This is a genomic window from Azospirillum sp. TSH100, from assembly GCF_004923295.1.
Taxonomy (GTDB): Bacteria; Pseudomonadota; Alphaproteobacteria; order Azospirillales; family Azospirillaceae; genus Azospirillum.
In genome coordinates, this window is record NZ_CP039634.1 from 2,498,979 (window position 1) to 2,513,729 (window position 14,751).

Sequence of the window (14,751 nt, forward strand, 5' to 3'; positions counted from 1 at the left end):
GGCCGCGAAGCCGCCCCCGCGCCGCATAACAGTTAGAACGGCCGGCCGCACCACCCGCCAGCGGGTGCGGCCGGTGAAGAGTTTGTCAGGAGGGATGATGGCACTGCCCTTGATGCCGAAAGCGACAGCCGTCTGGCTGGTCGAGAACACGTCCTTGTCCTTCGAGCAGATCGCCGCCTTCTGCGGCATGCATTCGCTGGAAGTCCAGGCCATCGCCGACGGCGAGGTCGCGGTCGGCATGGTGGGGCTGGACCCCATCGCCAACGGCCAGCTGACCAAGCAGGAAATCGAGCGCTGCGAGAAGAACCAGGATCTGCGCCTGAAGCTTCTGGTCGCCGACCTGCCGCAGGTGGCCTCCCGCTCCAAGGGTCCGCGCTACACCCCGATCACCAAGCGCGGCGACAAGCCCGACGCCATCGCCTGGCTGCTGAAGCACCATCCGGAGCTGTCGGACGCCCAGGTCTGCCGCCTGATCGGCACCACCAAGCCGACCATCGCCGCGGTGCGCGACCGCACCCACTGGAACGTCGCCAACATCAAGCCGCGCAGCCCGGTGATGCTGGGTCTGTGCTCCCAGCGCGAACTGGAAGAGGCCCTGGCGCTCGCCATCCGCCGCGGCGGCGTGCCGCGCGCACCGGAGGATGCGGCCGAGGACTTCTACGGCGAAGGCCGCGAGGACGACCGCTATTCCGAACAGGAAGACGCGCACTGAGGGGGAGAGTCCCTCTCCCGTCCCGGGAGAGGGAAGGGTGAGGGGTAGCGCAAGGAACCATGCGCTACCCGATTCTTGGATCACCCCTCACCCTCCCCGCGCCTTCGGCGCGGGTCCCCTCCCTCTCCCGGGGCGGGAGAGGGCATCATGAGGGCACAGACGATTCCATGACCGATCCCACCACACCTCCGTCCCGGCTTGTCGTCGGCATCAGCGGCGCGTCGGGGGTGATCTATGGCATCCGCATGCTGCAGACGCTGCGGCGGATCGGCGTCGAATCGCATCTGGTGGTCAGCCGGTCGGCCGAGGTCACGCTGGCCCATGAAACCAGCATGAAGGTGGCGGAGCTGCGGGCGCTGGCCGACGTCAGCTATGCCGCCGCCGACATCGGGGCGGCGGTGTCGAGCGGCAGCTTCCGCACGCTGGGCATGGTGGTCGCCCCCTGCTCCGTCCGGACGATGAGCGAAATCGCCAGCGGCGTCACCTCCACCCTGCTGACGCGGGCGGCCGACGTGGCGCTGAAGGAACGGCGGCGGCTGGTGCTGATGGTGCGGGAGACGCCGCTGCATCTGGGCCATCTGCGCACGATGACCGCGCTGGCCGAAATGGGCGCGGTCATCGCGCCGCCGGTCCCGGCCTTCTACGCCAAGCCCCAGAGCATCGACGATCTGGTCGACCATTCGGTCGGCCGGGTGCTCGACCTGTTCGGGCTGGACGCCGGCAACCTGCGGCGGTGGGGCGAGCGTCCGGGCGAGGCCTGATCCGCGGTCGCCCGACATCCGCCCCTTGCTTCTCCCTTATTCGCAATGCAACAGGCGGCTTGGTCCGCGGCCGCAATGCCGTTATACCGCTGACGATGGATTATGACGCGGAACCGGCGCCCCAGCCGGCCGGCAGAAACGGGAACCAGCCGACCATGCCCTTCAGCAGCAAACCGAGCGAGCCCATCCGCCAGCTTCTGGCAGGCATCAAGGCCTTCCGCGCCCGCTATTACGAGCGCCGTCCCGACAGCATGCGGCTGCTGGCGACCGAAGGGCAGCATCCGGAGGTTCTGCTGATCGGCTGCTCGGACAGCCGTGTCGATCCCGCCCTGCTGACGATGGCCGAGCCCGGCGAACTGTTCGTGGTGCGCAACGTCGCCAACCTCGTCCCGCCCTATCAGCCCGACGGTGCCTATCACGGCACCTCGGCCGCCATCGAATATGCGGTCAAGGCGCTGAAGGTGTCGGAGATCATCGTGCTGGGCCACGCCCAGTGCGGCGGCATCCAGGGCCTGATCCGGCTGCGCGCCGGCCAGAAGGCGGAGGATGATTTCGTTTCCCCCTGGGTGTCGATCGCCGGTTCGGCGCTCGACCCCTATGTCGGGCCCGAAGGTTCCGAACAGGAGCGCGCCGACGCGGAGAGGCTGCAGAACACCCCGGCGGTGATCGAGCGGGCCGCCGTCCGCGCCTCGGTCGACAATCTGCTGACCTTCCCCTTCGTCCGCGAAGGCCTGGAAGCCGGCACGCTGAACATCCATGGCTGGTGGTTCGACATCGAAACGGGCGAGATGTGGGCGATCAACCCGGTCACCCGCCTGTTCCAGCCGGTCGAGTGAGCCCGGCTCCCGCATTTTACAGGACCAGAAAGCATTAACCCGCGCGCCGGCACGGGACTGGCGGGCACCCTGCCCTGTTGAGGGCGAAGGAAGACACTTTCTTCGCAACCCTCACCAGGGAAAGGGACTGCCATGAAGACCGCTCTTCGTTTCGTGATCGCCGCCGCCGTGCCGCTGGCGCTCGCCGCCTGCAACCAGACCAGCAGCAACAGCGGTGGCGGCGGCCTGTTCGGCGGCGGCAACGGCGGGTTGTTCGGGTCGGGAAGCTCCGACTCCTACGTCCGCAACGGCCGCTGCGACGACCCGCGCTACAACACCTCCAACGGCGGCCATGCCGAGGCCGGGACCGACGATTACGACTGCTCGCGCTACGGCAACGGCCTGAAACGCTGAGCCAGCGATGCCAGTTCGGCGGCCATGCGCCCGGCGACGGCAGGCCAGTCGCCGGGCGCCGGCTGCCGGAACAGGCGGGCGGTCGGATACCAGGGGCTGTCGTCGCGGCCGGTCAGCCAGCGCCAGTCCGGCGAGAAGGGCAGCGCCACCCACAGCGGCACCCCCAGCGCACCCGCCAGATGGGCCGGCCCGGTGCAGGACGACACCACGAGGTCGAGGTTCGCCATGATCGCCGCTGTGTCGGCGAAGTCGGCGATCCCGCCCCCCAGATCGGTGAAGCTGTCCGGCAGGATCGTGCCGGCGAGGTCGGCCCGTCCCGGTCCCATCTGCAAGCCATAGAAGCGGCAGCCCGGCACGTCGAACAGGCCGCGCAGCCCGGCGAGCCTGGGCGACCGTTCCGCGTCGGCGGGAAAGCGCGGGTTGCCGGCCCAGACGACGCCGATGCGCAGCGCGTCCCGCCGGCCCAGCCGGTCGTGCCAGCGGGCGACGCGCGCCGGATCGGGGCGCAGGTAGGGCGTGTGTGCGGGCACGCTGTCCAGGCCGGTGGCGAAGGCACGCGGCAGGCTCATCAGCGGGCATTCGAGATCGAAGGGCGGCAGCGGATCGCCGCGGGAGATGATTTCAACGGATCCATGCTGGCCCGCCCCTTCCACCGCCGACTCCAGCAACGGCAGCAGAGGGCGCTGCACCTCCAGCACCACCCGGCCGCCGCGCGCCGCCACCAGCGGGACATAGCGCAGGAACTGGAGCGTATCGCCCAGCCCCTGTTCGGCATAGAGCAGGATGGTCCGGCCGTTCAGCGGCTCGCCCCGCCATGCCGGCTGGGGGAAGCGGCGCCAGGGCGGCTCGGCGCGGTCGTCATGGCGGCGCCAGTCGAACTCCGGCCAGCCGCGTTCGTAGTCGCCGGCAAGCAGATGGGCGAAGCCGAGGTTCCAGTGCAGGCCGGCATCCTGCGGCCGGTCGGCCAGGGCGCGAGCGAAGTCGGCCGCGGCCTCCGCCGGGCGGGCCATCACGATCAGGGCGGTGCCGCGCGCCGCGTACAGCGACGGGCCGGGGCGCAGCCGCTCCGCCATGGTGAAGGCATCCAACGAGTCGGGGAAGCGGGCGAGCTTGGCGAGGACCGAGCCCAGCACCTCCCATGCCTCGGCGGTGGAGCGGTCGATGGCCAGCGAGTCGCGGGCGGCACACTCGGCCTCCTCCCAGCGGCGCTGCGCGGCCAGGGCGGCGGCCAGCGTCGCGTGGGCGACGGCGGAGCGGGGGTTCAGGTGCCGCGAGCGGCGGGCGCAGCGCTCGGCGGACGGTGCATCGCCGCAGGACAGCAGGGCGGCGGCCCGGTTCGCCAGCGCGTCGGCATGATCGGGCGCCAGGGCGAGCGCCGGCGCGGTGGCCGACAGGGCCGCCTGTGTCTGCCCCAGCCGGCGCAGGGCTCCGGCACGGCTGGCATGGGCGTCGGCAAGGTCCGGCATCAGGCGCAGCGCCCGGCCGTAGAGCCGCAGCGCGAGGGGGAAGGCGCCGGCAGATTGCTCGACACCGGCGAGGTTGGACAGTCCGCCGGCCCCGTCGGGACGCAGCGCCACCGCAAGGCGCAACTGCCGGGCGGCCTCGGCCAGCCGGCCGGTCTGGGCGGCGAGCACGCCCAGCAACTCCATCGCGTCGGCATATTCGGGATCGGCGCCCAGGATGCGGCGATAGATGTCCTCCGCCTCCGCCAGCCGGCCCGCCTGATGGTGGTCGAGCGCGATCAGCAGGGCCTGCGACAAGGTAACCATCTGAACTCTGGCGGGATGGCGGACAGGCCGCCGGGATCCGGATCATGCCCCGACCGATCCCCGCCGGTCCAGCCGGGCGCGGTGGGAAATCGTCGCAAACGGTCACAGGATCAGGATTTTCCCTGGATTGTCACGACGCTGACCGATCGCTATTGTCCGCGCCGATAGTCGAGGAGCAATTCATGATTACCCGCCCATTCCGGGCACTCTGCCATTCCGGCATCCGCCAGGTGATTCCCGCCGCCCTGACGCTTGGTTGCCTGACACTTGGTTGCCTGACACTTGGTTGCCTGACAGTCGGTTTCGGGGTCACCGCCGCGCAGGCCAACGAAGGCGCCAAGTCGAACGGCTGCCCGTGGGCACAGGATGTGACGCTTGAGATCAACGGCAAGACGCTGACGCTGAAGCAGGACGTCTTCACCACCACCAGCGCCGAACCGATCGAGATCGAGACGTTCAAGGTCGTCCCGCTGGTCGACCAGCTCAAACTGCGCATCATCGGCCCGAAGGGGCGCGAATGGGAAGCGGCGCTGACACGGCTGGTCAGCGGCAAACGGTGCAGCGCCTTCTATGCCGGCAAGCCGGAACTGGTTTCAAACACCGTGCGCGATCCGAACGAGCTGATCCTGAACAGGTAGGGGGACTCCCTCATCGCGCCGCCAGCAGGCCCGCCAGTTCCGCCAGCGCCGGATCGCCGCCCGGCACCAGCAGCGCCATGTTGGCAAGTGCAAGCTCGGAACTGCCGCCGGCACGCGGGGTGAGAGCGCCGGCGGCGAACAGGCGATCCTGCTGCACGCGCTCCGCCTCCAGCTCGGCCGCCTTCATGCGGCGGTAGAAGGCGTCGTCCTCCGCCTTCGCCCGGCGACGCAGGACGCGCAAAGGCCGCACCACCTCCTCGCGCCAGCCGGCGACCGAGCCGTCGATGCGGGCAAGCTCCTCATCCGACAGGCGGATGCCGCAATCCAGCCCGGCCCAGGCGGCGAAGAGCAGCAGGTTCACGTCCACCCCGCGCCGGTCCTGAAGGGCGAGACAGCAGGCGGGCACCCCCGGCCGCCCGTAAACGGCCAGGGAAAAGTCCCAGAAGGGATTCGCCGACATCGCGCGCCCGCCATCGTCCGGATCAGTCGCCGAAGCTGATGTTCAGGCCGCGCGCGGTCTTCACCAGCGCGCCGTCCAGCTCGACGCAGGAGTAATGCTCGATCGCCTCGGTGATCGGCACATCGATGACGCCGCGGTTGGACCAGGCGACCATGCGGTTGAACCTGCCCTCCGCGATCAGGTCGACGGCATGGACGCCGAAGGCCGAGGCGATCAGGCGGTCGCGCGGGCTGGGCATGCTGCCGCGCTGGACATGGCCCAGCACGGTGACGCGCGTCTCGGCCCCGGTGGCGTCGGCGATCTTCTCGCCGATGTAATCGCCGATGCCGCCATAGCGCTTCTCGCCGCCCTGGAGGATCTTCTTGACGCCGGTGCCTTCCAGCGTCTTCACCGCCTCCGACACCACCACGAGGGCGAAGTTGCGGCCGGAGTCGCGGACACTCTGGATCTTGGCGGCGATGCTTTCGATGGAATAGGGGATCTCGGGGATCAGGATCACGTCGGCCCCGCCGGCGATACCGGCCGCCAGCGCGATGTGGCCGGCGTCGCGGCCCATCACCTCCAGCACCATCACGCGGTGGTGGCTGGCGGCGGTCGGCTGGAGACGGTCCAGCGCCTCCACCGCCACGGCGACGGCGGTGTCGTAGCCGACCGACACCTCGGTCTTGCCCAGGTCGTTGTCGATGGTCTTGGGCACGCCCACCATCGGGAAGCCGCCCTTCTGCGCCAGCTTGTGCAGGATGGCGAAGCTGCCGTCGCCGCCGATGCCGATCAGCGCGTCCAGCCCAAGCTCGCGGTAGCCGCCGATGATCTCGTCGGAGCGGTCCTTCAGCGTGCCGTCGGGCATCGGGTAGGCGAAGGGATCGCCGCGGTTGGTGGTGCCGAGGATGGTGCCGCCCTGGCGCATCATGTGGCCGTCGACGGAGCCGAGATCGAGCGTCTGGTACTGCACCGGGCGCTGGAGCAGCCCCTGGGTGCCTTCCTTGATGCCCAGCACCTGCCAGCCATAACCGGTGGCGCGGTGGACCACCGCGCGGATGACCGCGTTCAGCCCGGCGCAGTCGCCGCCGCTGGTCAGGATGCCGATGCGCTTGCCGGCTTTATTAGGGGCAGTCATTGAGGGTTTCCCGTCCCGTTCGCCTGTTCATTGAAATGGACCACCATGTTACCGGAACAGGAGTTTCCCGCAATCGTTGCCCGCATCCGCAAAGGGGGGATTCCGCCGCAAGCCGCCGGCCGCCGCGAGGGCGGGGATGACCAAAGGGCCGAACCGGCGGTTTGGCGGTGCCGTAACGCGGGAAATCTGGTATAGTCCGGCCCGCCCAGCCAAAGGGTCACCCGCAAGAGCACCCCCGATCCACCCGGGGCAACGGCCATTCCTAACGGGCGCGATGAACGAGCAAGAGATTTTGAAGGAAAAGCTGGCGAGCTTGCGCAGCGAGCACCGCGACCTGGACGACGTCATCGCCCGGCTGGCCGAACGTGCGCCCTATGACCAGTTGCAGATGCAGCGGCTGAAAAAGCGCAAGCTGATGCTGAAGGACCAGATCATGGTCCTGGAGAGCCGGCTGCTGCCGGACATCATCGCCTGACCGCCCGATGGTTCCCTCTCCCCCGGGGAAAGGGAGGCCAAGTCCCCTCACCCCTTCTTGGGCACGGTGAAGAACTGGATGCCCATCTGGAAGCTGCGGGCGATGTTTTCGGCCTTGCCGATCAGGAATTCCGCGCCCTCCGCCGGCAGGATTTCGTGGGCGGTTTCGCGGAACAGGCCGAGCCAGCGCTGGAAATGCGGCGGCTCCAGGCCCAGCGAAATGTGAACCGGCATCGGCCGGCCGTCGTAGCGCTGGGTCAGCAGGGCGATGGACGACCAGAAATCCATCATCTTGCGCAGATGCGGCTCCCAATCGGTGATGGCGCGGCCGAAGATAGGCCCCAGTTCCTCGTCCTTCATGATCTTGCCGTAGAAGGTGCGCACCAGCGTCTCGATCGACGCCTCGTCGATGCCGACGGCGGCCATCCGCTCCTCCGCCATCGCGGCGCGGATGTCGCGGTGCTCTTTGCGCTGATCTTCGGTGGGAACGGCGTCGGTCATGCGATGGGTCCGGTTCAAGGAATGCGCAGGGTCTATCCAGTCCATATAAGGCAGCACCATAGGTGGAACCATGTTCCGCCGGAAGGGCCGGAATGTCGCAGCCGCAGAGTAGGATTCGTGGCCGACCGGAGCGCGGACGCGGCGCCGCCTCTGGACAGCCGCCCGACTCTTCCTATAATGCGCCGCTTTCCGGACCTTGAGGAAAGCGCCAGGCCGTGACCGCCGATCACTCCCCCAAAAGCTCCGCTTCGGCTGCCGGCGTCCAGCCGCTGGTCGGCATCATCATGGGCAGCCAGTCCGACTGGACGACGATGAAGCACGCCGCCGACACGCTGAAGGCGCTGGGCGTCCCGCACGAGGTCCGCATCGTTTCCGCCCACCGTACCCCGCACCGGCTGGTGGACTACGCCACCACCGCCAAGGCGCGCGGCCTGAAGGTGGTGATCGCCGGTGCCGGCGGCGCCGCCCATCTGCCGGGCATGGCCGCGTCGATGACGCCGCTGCCGGTGTTCGGCGTTCCGGTCGAAAGCCACGCCCTGAAGGGCATGGACAGCCTGCTGTCTATCGTGCAGATGCCGGGCGGCGTCCCGGTCGGCACGCTGGCCATCGGCAAGGCCGGCGCCATCAACGCAGCATTGCTGGCCGGCTCGATCATCGCCCTGATGGACCCGGCGGTGGCCGAGGCGCTGGACGGCTGGCGCGCCCGCCAGACCGCCGCGGTGGCCGAGGCCCCGGTCGACGATCCCGCCTGACGCGATCCCGCCTGATACAGAGAAAGCCCGACCGTCATGACCGGCACCGCAACCGGCACTCCGCCCGGCGTTCCCCTGCCCCGCCTCGCCCCCGGTTCCACCATCGGCATGCTGGGTGCCGGACAGCTCGGCCGGATGACGGCCCTGGCCGCGGCACGGCTGGGCTACAAGACCCATGTCTATGCCCCCGACGCGGCGGACAGCCCGGCCGCCCAGGTCAGCGCCGCGGCGACCGTCGCCGACTGGGACGACCTGGAGGCGCTGGAGCGCTTCGCCCGCTCGGTCGACGTGGTGACGCTGGAGTGGGAGAATGTTCCGGTCGCGACGGCCGAGCATCTGCGCCGCTTCACCAACCTGAACCCCGGTCCGAACGTGCTGTCGGTGGCGCAGGACCGCATCGCCGAGAAGAGCTTCGTCAACAAGCTCGGCATCGCCACCGCTCCCTGGCGCGCCGCCAGCAGCGCCGAGGAGGTCGCCCGTGCGGTGGCCGAAATCGGGCCGCGCTGCGTGCTGAAATCGACGCGGCTCGGCTATGACGGCAAGGGGCAGGCGCGGCTCGACGCCGGCAGCGATCCGGCGGCGGCCTGGGCCAGCATCGGCGGCGGCAAGCCCGGGGTGGAGGGCATCGTCGAGGGCTTCGTCACCTTCGCCTGCGAGGTGTCGGTGATCGTCGCCCGCGGCGCCGACGGCGCGATGGTCGCCTATCCGGCGGTGGAGAACCGCCACAAGGACGGCATCCTCGACGTCACCATCGCACCGGCCGCGCCGGAGAAGGTGTCGGCAGAGACCGCGGCGGAGGCCGACCGCATCGCGCGCCGCATCGCCGAGGCGCTGGATCTGGTCGGCGTGCTGGCGGTGGAGATGTTCGTCACCGCCGACGGCGGGGTGCTGGTCAACGAGATGGCGCCGCGCCCGCACAATTCCGGCCACTGGACGATGGACGCCTGCGCCAGCTGCCAGTTCGAGCAGCTGGTGCGGGCGGTCTGCGGCCTGCCGCTGGGATCGGTGGAGCGGGTGGCGGATGCCGAGATGACCAACCTGATCGGCGACGACGTGCTGCGCTGGCCGGAGCTGCTGGCCGAACCGCGCGCCCGCCTGCACCTGTACGGCAAGGCCGAAGCCCGGCCCGGCCGCAAGATGGGCCACGTCAACCGGCTGTTCCCGCGCCGCTGACAGTTGCATTCATCCCACAAAGCCGGCCACCAAGCCGTCCCATATGTCAGGCGATGAGGCCCCGCGACCGTCAGGTCCGCGGGGCTTTTTATTTCCGCCATCCATTCGTGACGTCCGAACAGTCCGGCGATATTTCCGCCGGTGATAACCACAATCGACCGACCGCTCCGGAAAGGCATTACCGGGGTACGTCACATTCGTGAATTAGACATCCCAAATTGTCGCGCCGGCCCAGACGAAGGTCATCGGCCACCGATAGGCTTTTAACTTATGTCAATATTGGTTACCCTCTGTTGCATTCAGCCAGAAACTCTCTAAACTTTGTTGCAATTTGTAGACACATGACGATGCCCTTGCAGCAGGAAAGCGCAGGTCGTTCCCCTCCCGTGATCGGACCGGTCGTCAGCCCGGCGTCCGACACGGCCGGGCCACGCCGTCCGCAATCCAGCCGCGACCGCGACCGCTTCGTCGGCTTCGCCTTTGCCGCCGCCGACCTGCTGATCGAAACGGATGCGCAGGGCAACGTCCTGTTTTCCGCCGGCGCCCGCTGCCGCCTGACCAAGGGCGAGGTCGGCGGGCTGGTGGGCACCAACCTGATGGAGGTGGTGGCCCCCGGCGACCGCAAATACGTCCATGTCCTGTTCGACCGCATCCGGGAAAAGGCTCGGATCAAGCCGTCGCGCGTGCTGTTCCAATCCTTTGACGGCCAGCAGTTTCCGGCCCTGCTCGGCGGCTGCCGGCTCGATTCCTGTCCGGGATCGCTGTTCCTCACCGTCCTGCTGACTCCACCGGGCCGCAGCAGCAATGGCGGCAGCGCCCCGGCGCAGGGCGAACTGCGCGACCAGAGCGGATTCGCCGGTATCCTGGAGGAGCGGATCCATGCCGCCCGCGAGAAGGGGCTCGACCAGGGGCTGACCCTGCTGCTGGTCGAAGGGTTGCAGGCCATGGTGGAGGCGATGCCGGAGGGAGCGGCGGCGGAGGTGCGCGAGGGCATCGACGCCTATCTGCGCGGCATCTCGGCCGACGGCGACAGCGCCGGGCAGCTGACCGGCGACCGCTATGGCATCGTCCATGCCGCCGACATCGACGGGCGCGAGGTGCAGGGCCACATTGCCCAGATCATCGAGGCGGCGGGCGGCGCCCTGCCCGGCGGCATCCGGTCCTGGACGCTGGACATGACCGATGACCGGCTGGACGCGGCGGATGCGGCCCGCGCGCTGGTCTATACCGTGCAGGCCTTCGCCTCCGAACAGGGGGGCGAGTTCACCATCTCCAGCCTGGAGGATGGCGCCAACCGGCTGATGGCGGGTGCGGTGGAGCGGATCGGCCAGATGCGCGCCACCATCGACAACCGCAACTTCTTCGTCGTCTACCAGCCCATCGTCGACATCGCCAACGGGGCCGTCCACCATCTGGAAGCGCTGACCCGTGTCGACGGGATGGGGTCGCCGGCCGACTTCATCACCTTCGCCGAAGATGTCGGGCTGATCTACGACTTCGACCTGCTGCTGACCCGGACGGTCCTGGACACCTTGGCCGAGTTCCGCAAGGAGCCGAAGCTGCCCGACGTGGCGATCAACCTGTCGGCCAAGACGCTGATGAGCCCGATCTTCCTCAAGCAGTTCCAGTCGGTCGTCGCCCCCTATGGCGATCTGGCGGCCAAGCTGCTGATCGAGGTGACGGAAACGGTGGTCGTCACCGACATCGCCAAGCTGAACGACGTGTTGCAGAAGCTGCGCGAAAGCGGGTTCCGCATCTGCCTGGACGATGTCGGCGCCGGATCGACGAGCTTCCAGTCGCTGTACGGCATCCAGGCCGACTATGCCAAGATCGACGGCAAGTTCGTCCGTGGCGCCGTGAACAGCCCGCGCGACATGGCGATGCTGCGCAGCATGGTCGACGTCTGCCGCCAGCTCGGGCTGGAACTGATCGGTGAGCAGGTGGAGGAAACGGTGCACGCCGACCTGCTGACCGGGCTGGGCGTGGCGCTGGCCCAGGGTTTCCTGTTCAGCCGGCCGTCGCGCGACTTCGCCTATTTCGCCAAGGATTGGTCGAGAGTGCGCAGCGGCGGCAAGGTTCTGCTGAAGGGGTGAGGCGGCGGGATTGCCCGGAAGTCCGATGCCGATTCAGAGGCCGATAGCAGGGCCGATCCAGCGTCGCGTCAGGCCAGCGCCGCCGAGCGGCAGAAGCCGGGAAACATACCGGTTTCCTCGATGCTGTGGGCCTGTTCAAGCCGGTGGCGGGCGGCGTCCAGAAGCTCCCGGTTGCGGGCCAGCGTATCACGGCCGGCATAGCCGTCGCGCAGGTGGACCCGGTTAAGCAGAGCCTCCGCCTGATCGAGAGCTTCCATGATGGTCAAAGCAGTATCGGCGTCCATTGTCGCCCTCTTGTTCTCCGCGCCGCGCCGACAAGCCGTCGTGCGATCCTCGATGCACCGACCTTAGCCACTGCAACTCACCGTCAGGTAGAGGATATTTGGTCGCATGCGCAGAAAACGTGTGGGATTTTACTTATTATTTTGCTTTGCTTGAATCGTTTCTTTCCAACCACTGCGTTTGCACGCGAATGACCTTCTCCGTGGCGGAGAAGGCCTGCCGACGGGTGAGGACCAGGATGACGCCGCTGGTGGCGGCGATCAGGAAGAGCGGCCCGATGATCCAGGCCAGCGCCGCCAGTGCGAAATAATAGGCGCGCATTCCGCCGTTCAGCGCGGTGATCGCCAGGGTGAGCGCCTCGCCGATGGCCTGCGAGATCGCCTTGCGGTCGTCATCCGGCACCGGCGGCATCGGCGCCGAGCCGATCAGCGCACAGCAGTAATTGTACTGGCGCAGCGCCCAGGTGAACTTGAAGAAGCCGAAGGTGAAGATCGCCACCATCAGCAGCATCTTCATCTCGAACATCTGGTGCGAGGTCTGGACGGTGAAGGAGAGGTCGGAGACGACCTGCTGCGCCCGCTCGGCCGCGCCGAAGCTGCCGATCAGGCCGGCCAGCACCAGCATGTTGGTGGAGGCGAAGAAGGTGCAGCTGTGCATGGTGTGGCCGAACAGCTGCGCATCCATGATGCGGTTCTCGCGGTTCAGCATCCGCTCGATCCAATGGCGGCGCACGATCTTCAGATGCTGGTTCACCATGTTCCGGCCGGTCAGCAGATGATCCTGGATCACGGTGAAGCCGACCCAGGAGCCGACGAACCAGACGAAGGCGATGATGTCGAGCGTGGTGACGTCGGGCGGCATGGCGGCGGCATCTTGTCGGGTGGCGGAGGCCAGCAAGCGTGTACGCCGACAGCCGGCCGGTGTCCACCTGTGGCTATCCGCGGGATCCCGTCATTCCGCGCGTGTCTGCACCGCCTTCAGCACGTAGACGCGGATGGCGCTGGACAGGTTGCCGCTGCGGGTCTGGTCGATCTCCTCGATCAGGGCGTTGACCGACAGGCCGCGCGATTGCGCCACCGATTTCAGGGCATCCCAGAACTCTTCCTCCAGGGAAACGCTGGTGGGATGGCCGGCGATCAGGACCGAACGCTTCTTCATGGTCACTCGACGCATCGCAAGGGGGGATGGGGGTGGTCAGAGGAAGGCCGGAACGGCCGGGAAACTCACCCCCACCCTAACCCCAAGCTTAGCCGGGACCAACCATCCGTTCGGGGCGAACCCATTGATCGAATTGCTCATCCGTCAGGAGTCCGAGTTCACGCCCGGCCTCCTTTAGGCTTGTCCCTTCCTTGTGGGCTTTCTTGGCGATCTTCGCCGCATTGTCATAGCCGATGTGGGGGTTGAGCGCCGTCACCAGCATCAGGCTGTCCGACACCAGCCTGGCGATGCGCTCGCGGTTGGCCTCGATCCCCACCACGCAATTGTCGGTGAAGCTCATCGCCGCGTCGGCCAGCAGGCGGATCGATTGCAGGACGTTGAAGGCGATCACCGGCTTGAACACGTTCAGCTCGAAATGGCCGGTGGCGCCGGCGACGGTCACGGTGGTGTGGTTGCCCATCACCTGGGCGCAGACCATCGTCATCGCCTCCGACTGGGTCGGGTTGACCTTGCCGGGCATGATGGAGGAGCCGGGCTCGTTCTCCGGCAGCGACAGCTCGCCGATGCCCGACCGCGGGCCGGAGCCGAGCAGGCGGATGTCGTTGGCGATCTTCATCAGCGACACCGCCAGCGTGTTCAGGTGGCCGTGGACGTCGACCAGCGAATCGTGGGTGGCCAGCGCCTCGAACTTGTTCTCCGCGGTGACGAAGGGAAGGCCGGTGAAGGCGGCGACCTCCTCGGCGAAGGTCTCGGCGAAACCGGCCCTGGCGTTCAGGCCGGTGCCGACCGCGGTGCCGCCCTGGGCCAGCCGGTAGAGCTGCGGCAGCGCGCTCCTGACCCGGCCGATGCCGTAGGAGACCTGGGCGGCGTAACCGGAGAACTCCTGCCCCAGCGTCAGCGGGGTGGCGTCCTGGAGATGGGTACGGCCGATCTTGACGATGTCCTGGAAGGCATCGGCCTTGGCGTCCAGCGCGGTGCGCAGATGCTCCAATGCCGGGATCAGGCTGCGCACGATCTCGTCGGCGGCGGCGATGTGCATCGCGGTGGGGAAGCTGTCGTTGGAAGACTGCCCCATGTTGACGTGGTCGTTGGGGTGGATCGGCGTCTTCAACCCCATGACGCCGCCCAGCTTTTCGATGGCGCGGTTGGCGATCACCTCGTTGGCGTTCATGTTGGTCTGGGTACCGGAGCCGGTCTGCCAGACCACCAGCGGGAAATGCTCGGCCAGCCGGCCGTCGATCACCTCGTCTGCCGCCTCCATGATGGCGGCGCCCAGTTTCGGATCGAGCACACCCAGCTTCAGGTTCGCGGCGGCGGCGGCGCGTTTCTGGATGCCCAGCGCGCGCACCAGCGGCACCGGCATGCGTTCGCCGCCGATGCGGAAATTCTGCAGCGAGCGCTGGGTCTGCGCGCCCCAGTAACGGTCGGCCGGAACGTCAATCGGGCCGAAGCTGTCGGTTTCGGTGCGGACACCGCTCATGGTCTGACCTTTCCTGATGCCGCTGTTGGTCGCGGACGGGCCGGGTTGCAAACAGCCCCGTCCAGCCTGATCTTTGGGGTGGAGCCCGGAACGGCAAGGGCCGGTCACACGCAGGCCAGGGCTCCGTTCCAAGCGGGAGCTTGGGCGACTCG

17 protein-coding genes are annotated in these 14,751 nt (G+C 68.1%); 9 read left to right on the plus strand and 8 right to left on the minus strand.

The genetic code is table 11. The features are described 5' to 3' along the window. Window positions 1-97: 97 nt before the first annotated feature. The 4 genes from E6C72_RS11845 to E6C72_RS11860 all read left to right on the plus strand — a co-directional run bounded on the left by E6C72_RS11845 (window position 98) and on the right by E6C72_RS11860 (window position 2,702). Window positions 98-712 carry a DUF1013 domain-containing protein gene (locus tag E6C72_RS11845; protein WP_109442700.1) on the plus strand — a complete coding sequence of 205 codons (615 nt, stop codon included), beginning with the start codon at window positions 98-100 and terminating at the stop codon, window positions 710-712. Window positions 713-879: 167 nt separating this feature from the next. After that, window positions 880-1,473 carry a UbiX family flavin prenyltransferase gene (locus tag E6C72_RS11850; RefSeq protein ID WP_109442655.1) on the plus strand — a complete coding sequence of 198 codons (594 nt, stop codon included), beginning with the start codon at window positions 880-882 and terminating at the stop codon, window positions 1,471-1,473. Between the two features lie 155 nt (window positions 1,474-1,628). After that, window positions 1,629-2,309: a carbonic anhydrase gene (locus E6C72_RS11855; RefSeq protein ID WP_109442701.1), complete on the plus strand. Its 681-nt coding sequence runs from the start codon at window positions 1,629-1,631 to the stop codon at window positions 2,307-2,309. A gap of 132 nt (window positions 2,310-2,441) precedes the next feature. Then, window positions 2,442-2,702 carry a hypothetical protein gene (locus tag E6C72_RS11860; protein ID WP_109442656.1) on the plus strand — a complete coding sequence of 87 codons (261 nt, stop codon included), beginning with the start codon at window positions 2,442-2,444 and terminating at the stop codon, window positions 2,700-2,702. On the opposite strand, the gene E6C72_RS11865 is transcribed toward E6C72_RS11860, so the two are convergent. Next, window positions 2,678-4,471, minus strand: coding sequence for a tetratricopeptide repeat protein (locus E6C72_RS11865; RefSeq protein WP_109442657.1), 1,794 nt, complete (start codon window positions 4,469-4,471; stop codon window positions 2,678-2,680). The two genes, E6C72_RS11860 and E6C72_RS11865, sit on opposite strands and share 25 nt — an antisense overlap. A gap of 182 nt (window positions 4,472-4,653) precedes the next feature. On the opposite strand from E6C72_RS11865, the gene E6C72_RS11870 reads away from it, so the two are divergent. Next, the gene (locus E6C72_RS11870) at window positions 4,654-5,109 is read left to right on the plus strand and encodes a hypothetical protein (protein WP_109442658.1); all 456 of its coding nucleotides are present in this window, start codon (window positions 4,654-4,656) and stop codon (window positions 5,107-5,109) included. A 10-nt stretch (window positions 5,110-5,119) separates the two neighbouring features. Here the strand turns inward: E6C72_RS11870 and E6C72_RS11875 are convergent, their stop codons facing one another. Then, complete coding sequence (locus E6C72_RS11875; protein ID WP_109442659.1) at window positions 5,120-5,569, minus strand: TIGR02444 family protein; 450 nt, start codon at window positions 5,567-5,569, stop codon at window positions 5,120-5,122. A 22-nt stretch (window positions 5,570-5,591) separates the two neighbouring features. Further along, window positions 5,592-6,686 carry an ATP-dependent 6-phosphofructokinase gene (locus E6C72_RS11880; protein ID WP_109442660.1) on the minus strand — a complete coding sequence of 365 codons (1,095 nt, stop codon included), beginning with the start codon at window positions 6,684-6,686 and terminating at the stop codon, window positions 5,592-5,594. 274 nt (window positions 6,687-6,960) lie between these two features. Here E6C72_RS11880 and E6C72_RS11885 point away from each other — a divergent pair, with 274 nt between their 5' ends. Continuing rightward, window positions 6,961-7,161: a YdcH family protein gene (locus tag E6C72_RS11885; protein ID WP_012974357.1), complete on the plus strand. Its 201-nt coding sequence runs from the start codon at window positions 6,961-6,963 to the stop codon at window positions 7,159-7,161. A 47-nt stretch (window positions 7,162-7,208) separates the two neighbouring features. Here E6C72_RS11885 and E6C72_RS11890 read toward each other — a convergent pair whose 3' ends face one another. Next, window positions 7,209-7,661, minus strand: a complete 453-nt coding sequence (locus tag E6C72_RS11890; protein WP_199228836.1) for a group III truncated hemoglobin — start codon at window positions 7,659-7,661, stop codon at window positions 7,209-7,211. Window positions 7,662-7,876: 215 nt separating this feature from the next. Between E6C72_RS11890 and purE the strand changes: the two genes are divergently transcribed. The 3 genes from purE (at window position 7,877) to E6C72_RS11905 (ending at window position 11,679) form a co-directional block, all read left to right on the plus strand. After that, window positions 7,877-8,413 (plus strand): 5-(carboxyamino)imidazole ribonucleotide mutase, encoded by a 537-nt coding sequence (gene purE / locus E6C72_RS11895; protein WP_109442661.1) that lies wholly within the window; start codon window positions 7,877-7,879, stop codon window positions 8,411-8,413. 36 nt (window positions 8,414-8,449) lie between these two features. After that, the gene (locus tag E6C72_RS11900; protein ID WP_109442662.1) at window positions 8,450-9,586 is read left to right on the plus strand and encodes a 5-(carboxyamino)imidazole ribonucleotide synthase; all 1,137 of its coding nucleotides are present in this window, start codon (window positions 8,450-8,452) and stop codon (window positions 9,584-9,586) included. 386 nt (window positions 9,587-9,972) lie between these two features. Next, window positions 9,973-11,679, plus strand: a complete 1,707-nt coding sequence (locus tag E6C72_RS11905) for an EAL domain-containing protein (RefSeq protein ID WP_247875897.1) — start codon at window positions 9,973-9,975, stop codon at window positions 11,677-11,679. Window positions 11,680-11,747: 68 nt separating this feature from the next. Here the strand turns inward: E6C72_RS11905 and E6C72_RS11910 are convergent, their stop codons facing one another. The 4 genes from E6C72_RS11910 to fumC form a co-directional block, all read right to left on the minus strand. Then, a complete protein-coding gene (locus tag E6C72_RS11910; RefSeq protein WP_109442664.1) occupies window positions 11,748-11,963 on the minus strand; it encodes a hypothetical protein in 216 nt (71 codons plus the stop codon). 136 nt (window positions 11,964-12,099) lie between these two features. Further along, on the minus strand, window positions 12,100-12,822 hold the full coding sequence (locus E6C72_RS11915; RefSeq protein WP_109442665.1) for a DUF599 domain-containing protein: 723 nt from the start codon (window positions 12,820-12,822) through the stop codon (window positions 12,100-12,102). 90 nt (window positions 12,823-12,912) lie between these two features. After that, entirely contained in the window at window positions 12,913-13,119 is a 207-nt protein-coding gene (locus E6C72_RS11920; protein ID WP_109442666.1) for a ribbon-helix-helix domain-containing protein, read from the minus strand. An 88-nt stretch (window positions 13,120-13,207) separates the two neighbouring features. Continuing rightward, entirely contained in the window at window positions 13,208-14,599 is a 1,392-nt protein-coding gene (gene fumC, locus E6C72_RS11925) for a class II fumarate hydratase (protein ID WP_109442667.1), read from the minus strand. Window positions 14,600-14,751 lie beyond the last annotated feature (152 nt).

Coding starts and splice junctions, on each gene's coding strand:
- E6C72_RS11845 (WP_109442700.1), top strand. CDS start 98: ATGGCACTGCCCTTGATGCCGAAAGCGACAGCCGTCTGGCTGGTCGAG.
- E6C72_RS11850 (WP_109442655.1), top strand. CDS start 880: ATGACCGATCCCACCACACCTCCGTCCCGGCTTGTCGTCGGCATCAGC.
- E6C72_RS11855 (WP_109442701.1), top strand. CDS start 1,629: ATGCCCTTCAGCAGCAAACCGAGCGAGCCCATCCGCCAGCTTCTGGCA.
- E6C72_RS11860 (WP_109442656.1), top strand. CDS start 2,442: ATGAAGACCGCTCTTCGTTTCGTGATCGCCGCCGCCGTGCCGCTGGCG.
- E6C72_RS11865 (WP_109442657.1), bottom strand. CDS start 4,471: ATGGTTACCTTGTCGCAGGCCCTGCTGATCGCGCTCGACCACCATCAG.
- E6C72_RS11870 (WP_109442658.1), top strand. CDS start 4,654: ATGATTACCCGCCCATTCCGGGCACTCTGCCATTCCGGCATCCGCCAG.
- E6C72_RS11875 (WP_109442659.1), bottom strand. CDS start 5,569: ATGTCGGCGAATCCCTTCTGGGACTTTTCCCTGGCCGTTTACGGGCGG.
- E6C72_RS11880 (WP_109442660.1), bottom strand. CDS start 6,686: ATGACTGCCCCTAATAAAGCCGGCAAGCGCATCGGCATCCTGACCAGC.
- E6C72_RS11885 (WP_012974357.1), top strand. CDS start 6,961: ATGAACGAGCAAGAGATTTTGAAGGAAAAGCTGGCGAGCTTGCGCAGC.
- E6C72_RS11890 (WP_199228836.1), bottom strand. CDS start 7,661: ATGACCGACGCCGTTCCCACCGAAGATCAGCGCAAAGAGCACCGCGAC.
- E6C72_RS11900 (WP_109442662.1), top strand. CDS start 8,450: ATGACCGGCACCGCAACCGGCACTCCGCCCGGCGTTCCCCTGCCCCGC.
- E6C72_RS11910 (WP_109442664.1), bottom strand. CDS start 11,963: ATGGACGCCGATACTGCTTTGACCATCATGGAAGCTCTCGATCAGGCG.
- E6C72_RS11915 (WP_109442665.1), bottom strand. CDS start 12,822: ATGCCGCCCGACGTCACCACGCTCGACATCATCGCCTTCGTCTGGTTC.
- E6C72_RS11920 (WP_109442666.1), bottom strand. CDS start 13,119: ATGAAGAAGCGTTCGGTCCTGATCGCCGGCCATCCCACCAGCGTTTCC.
- fumC (WP_109442667.1), bottom strand. CDS start 14,599: ATGAGCGGTGTCCGCACCGAAACCGACAGCTTCGGCCCGATTGACGTT.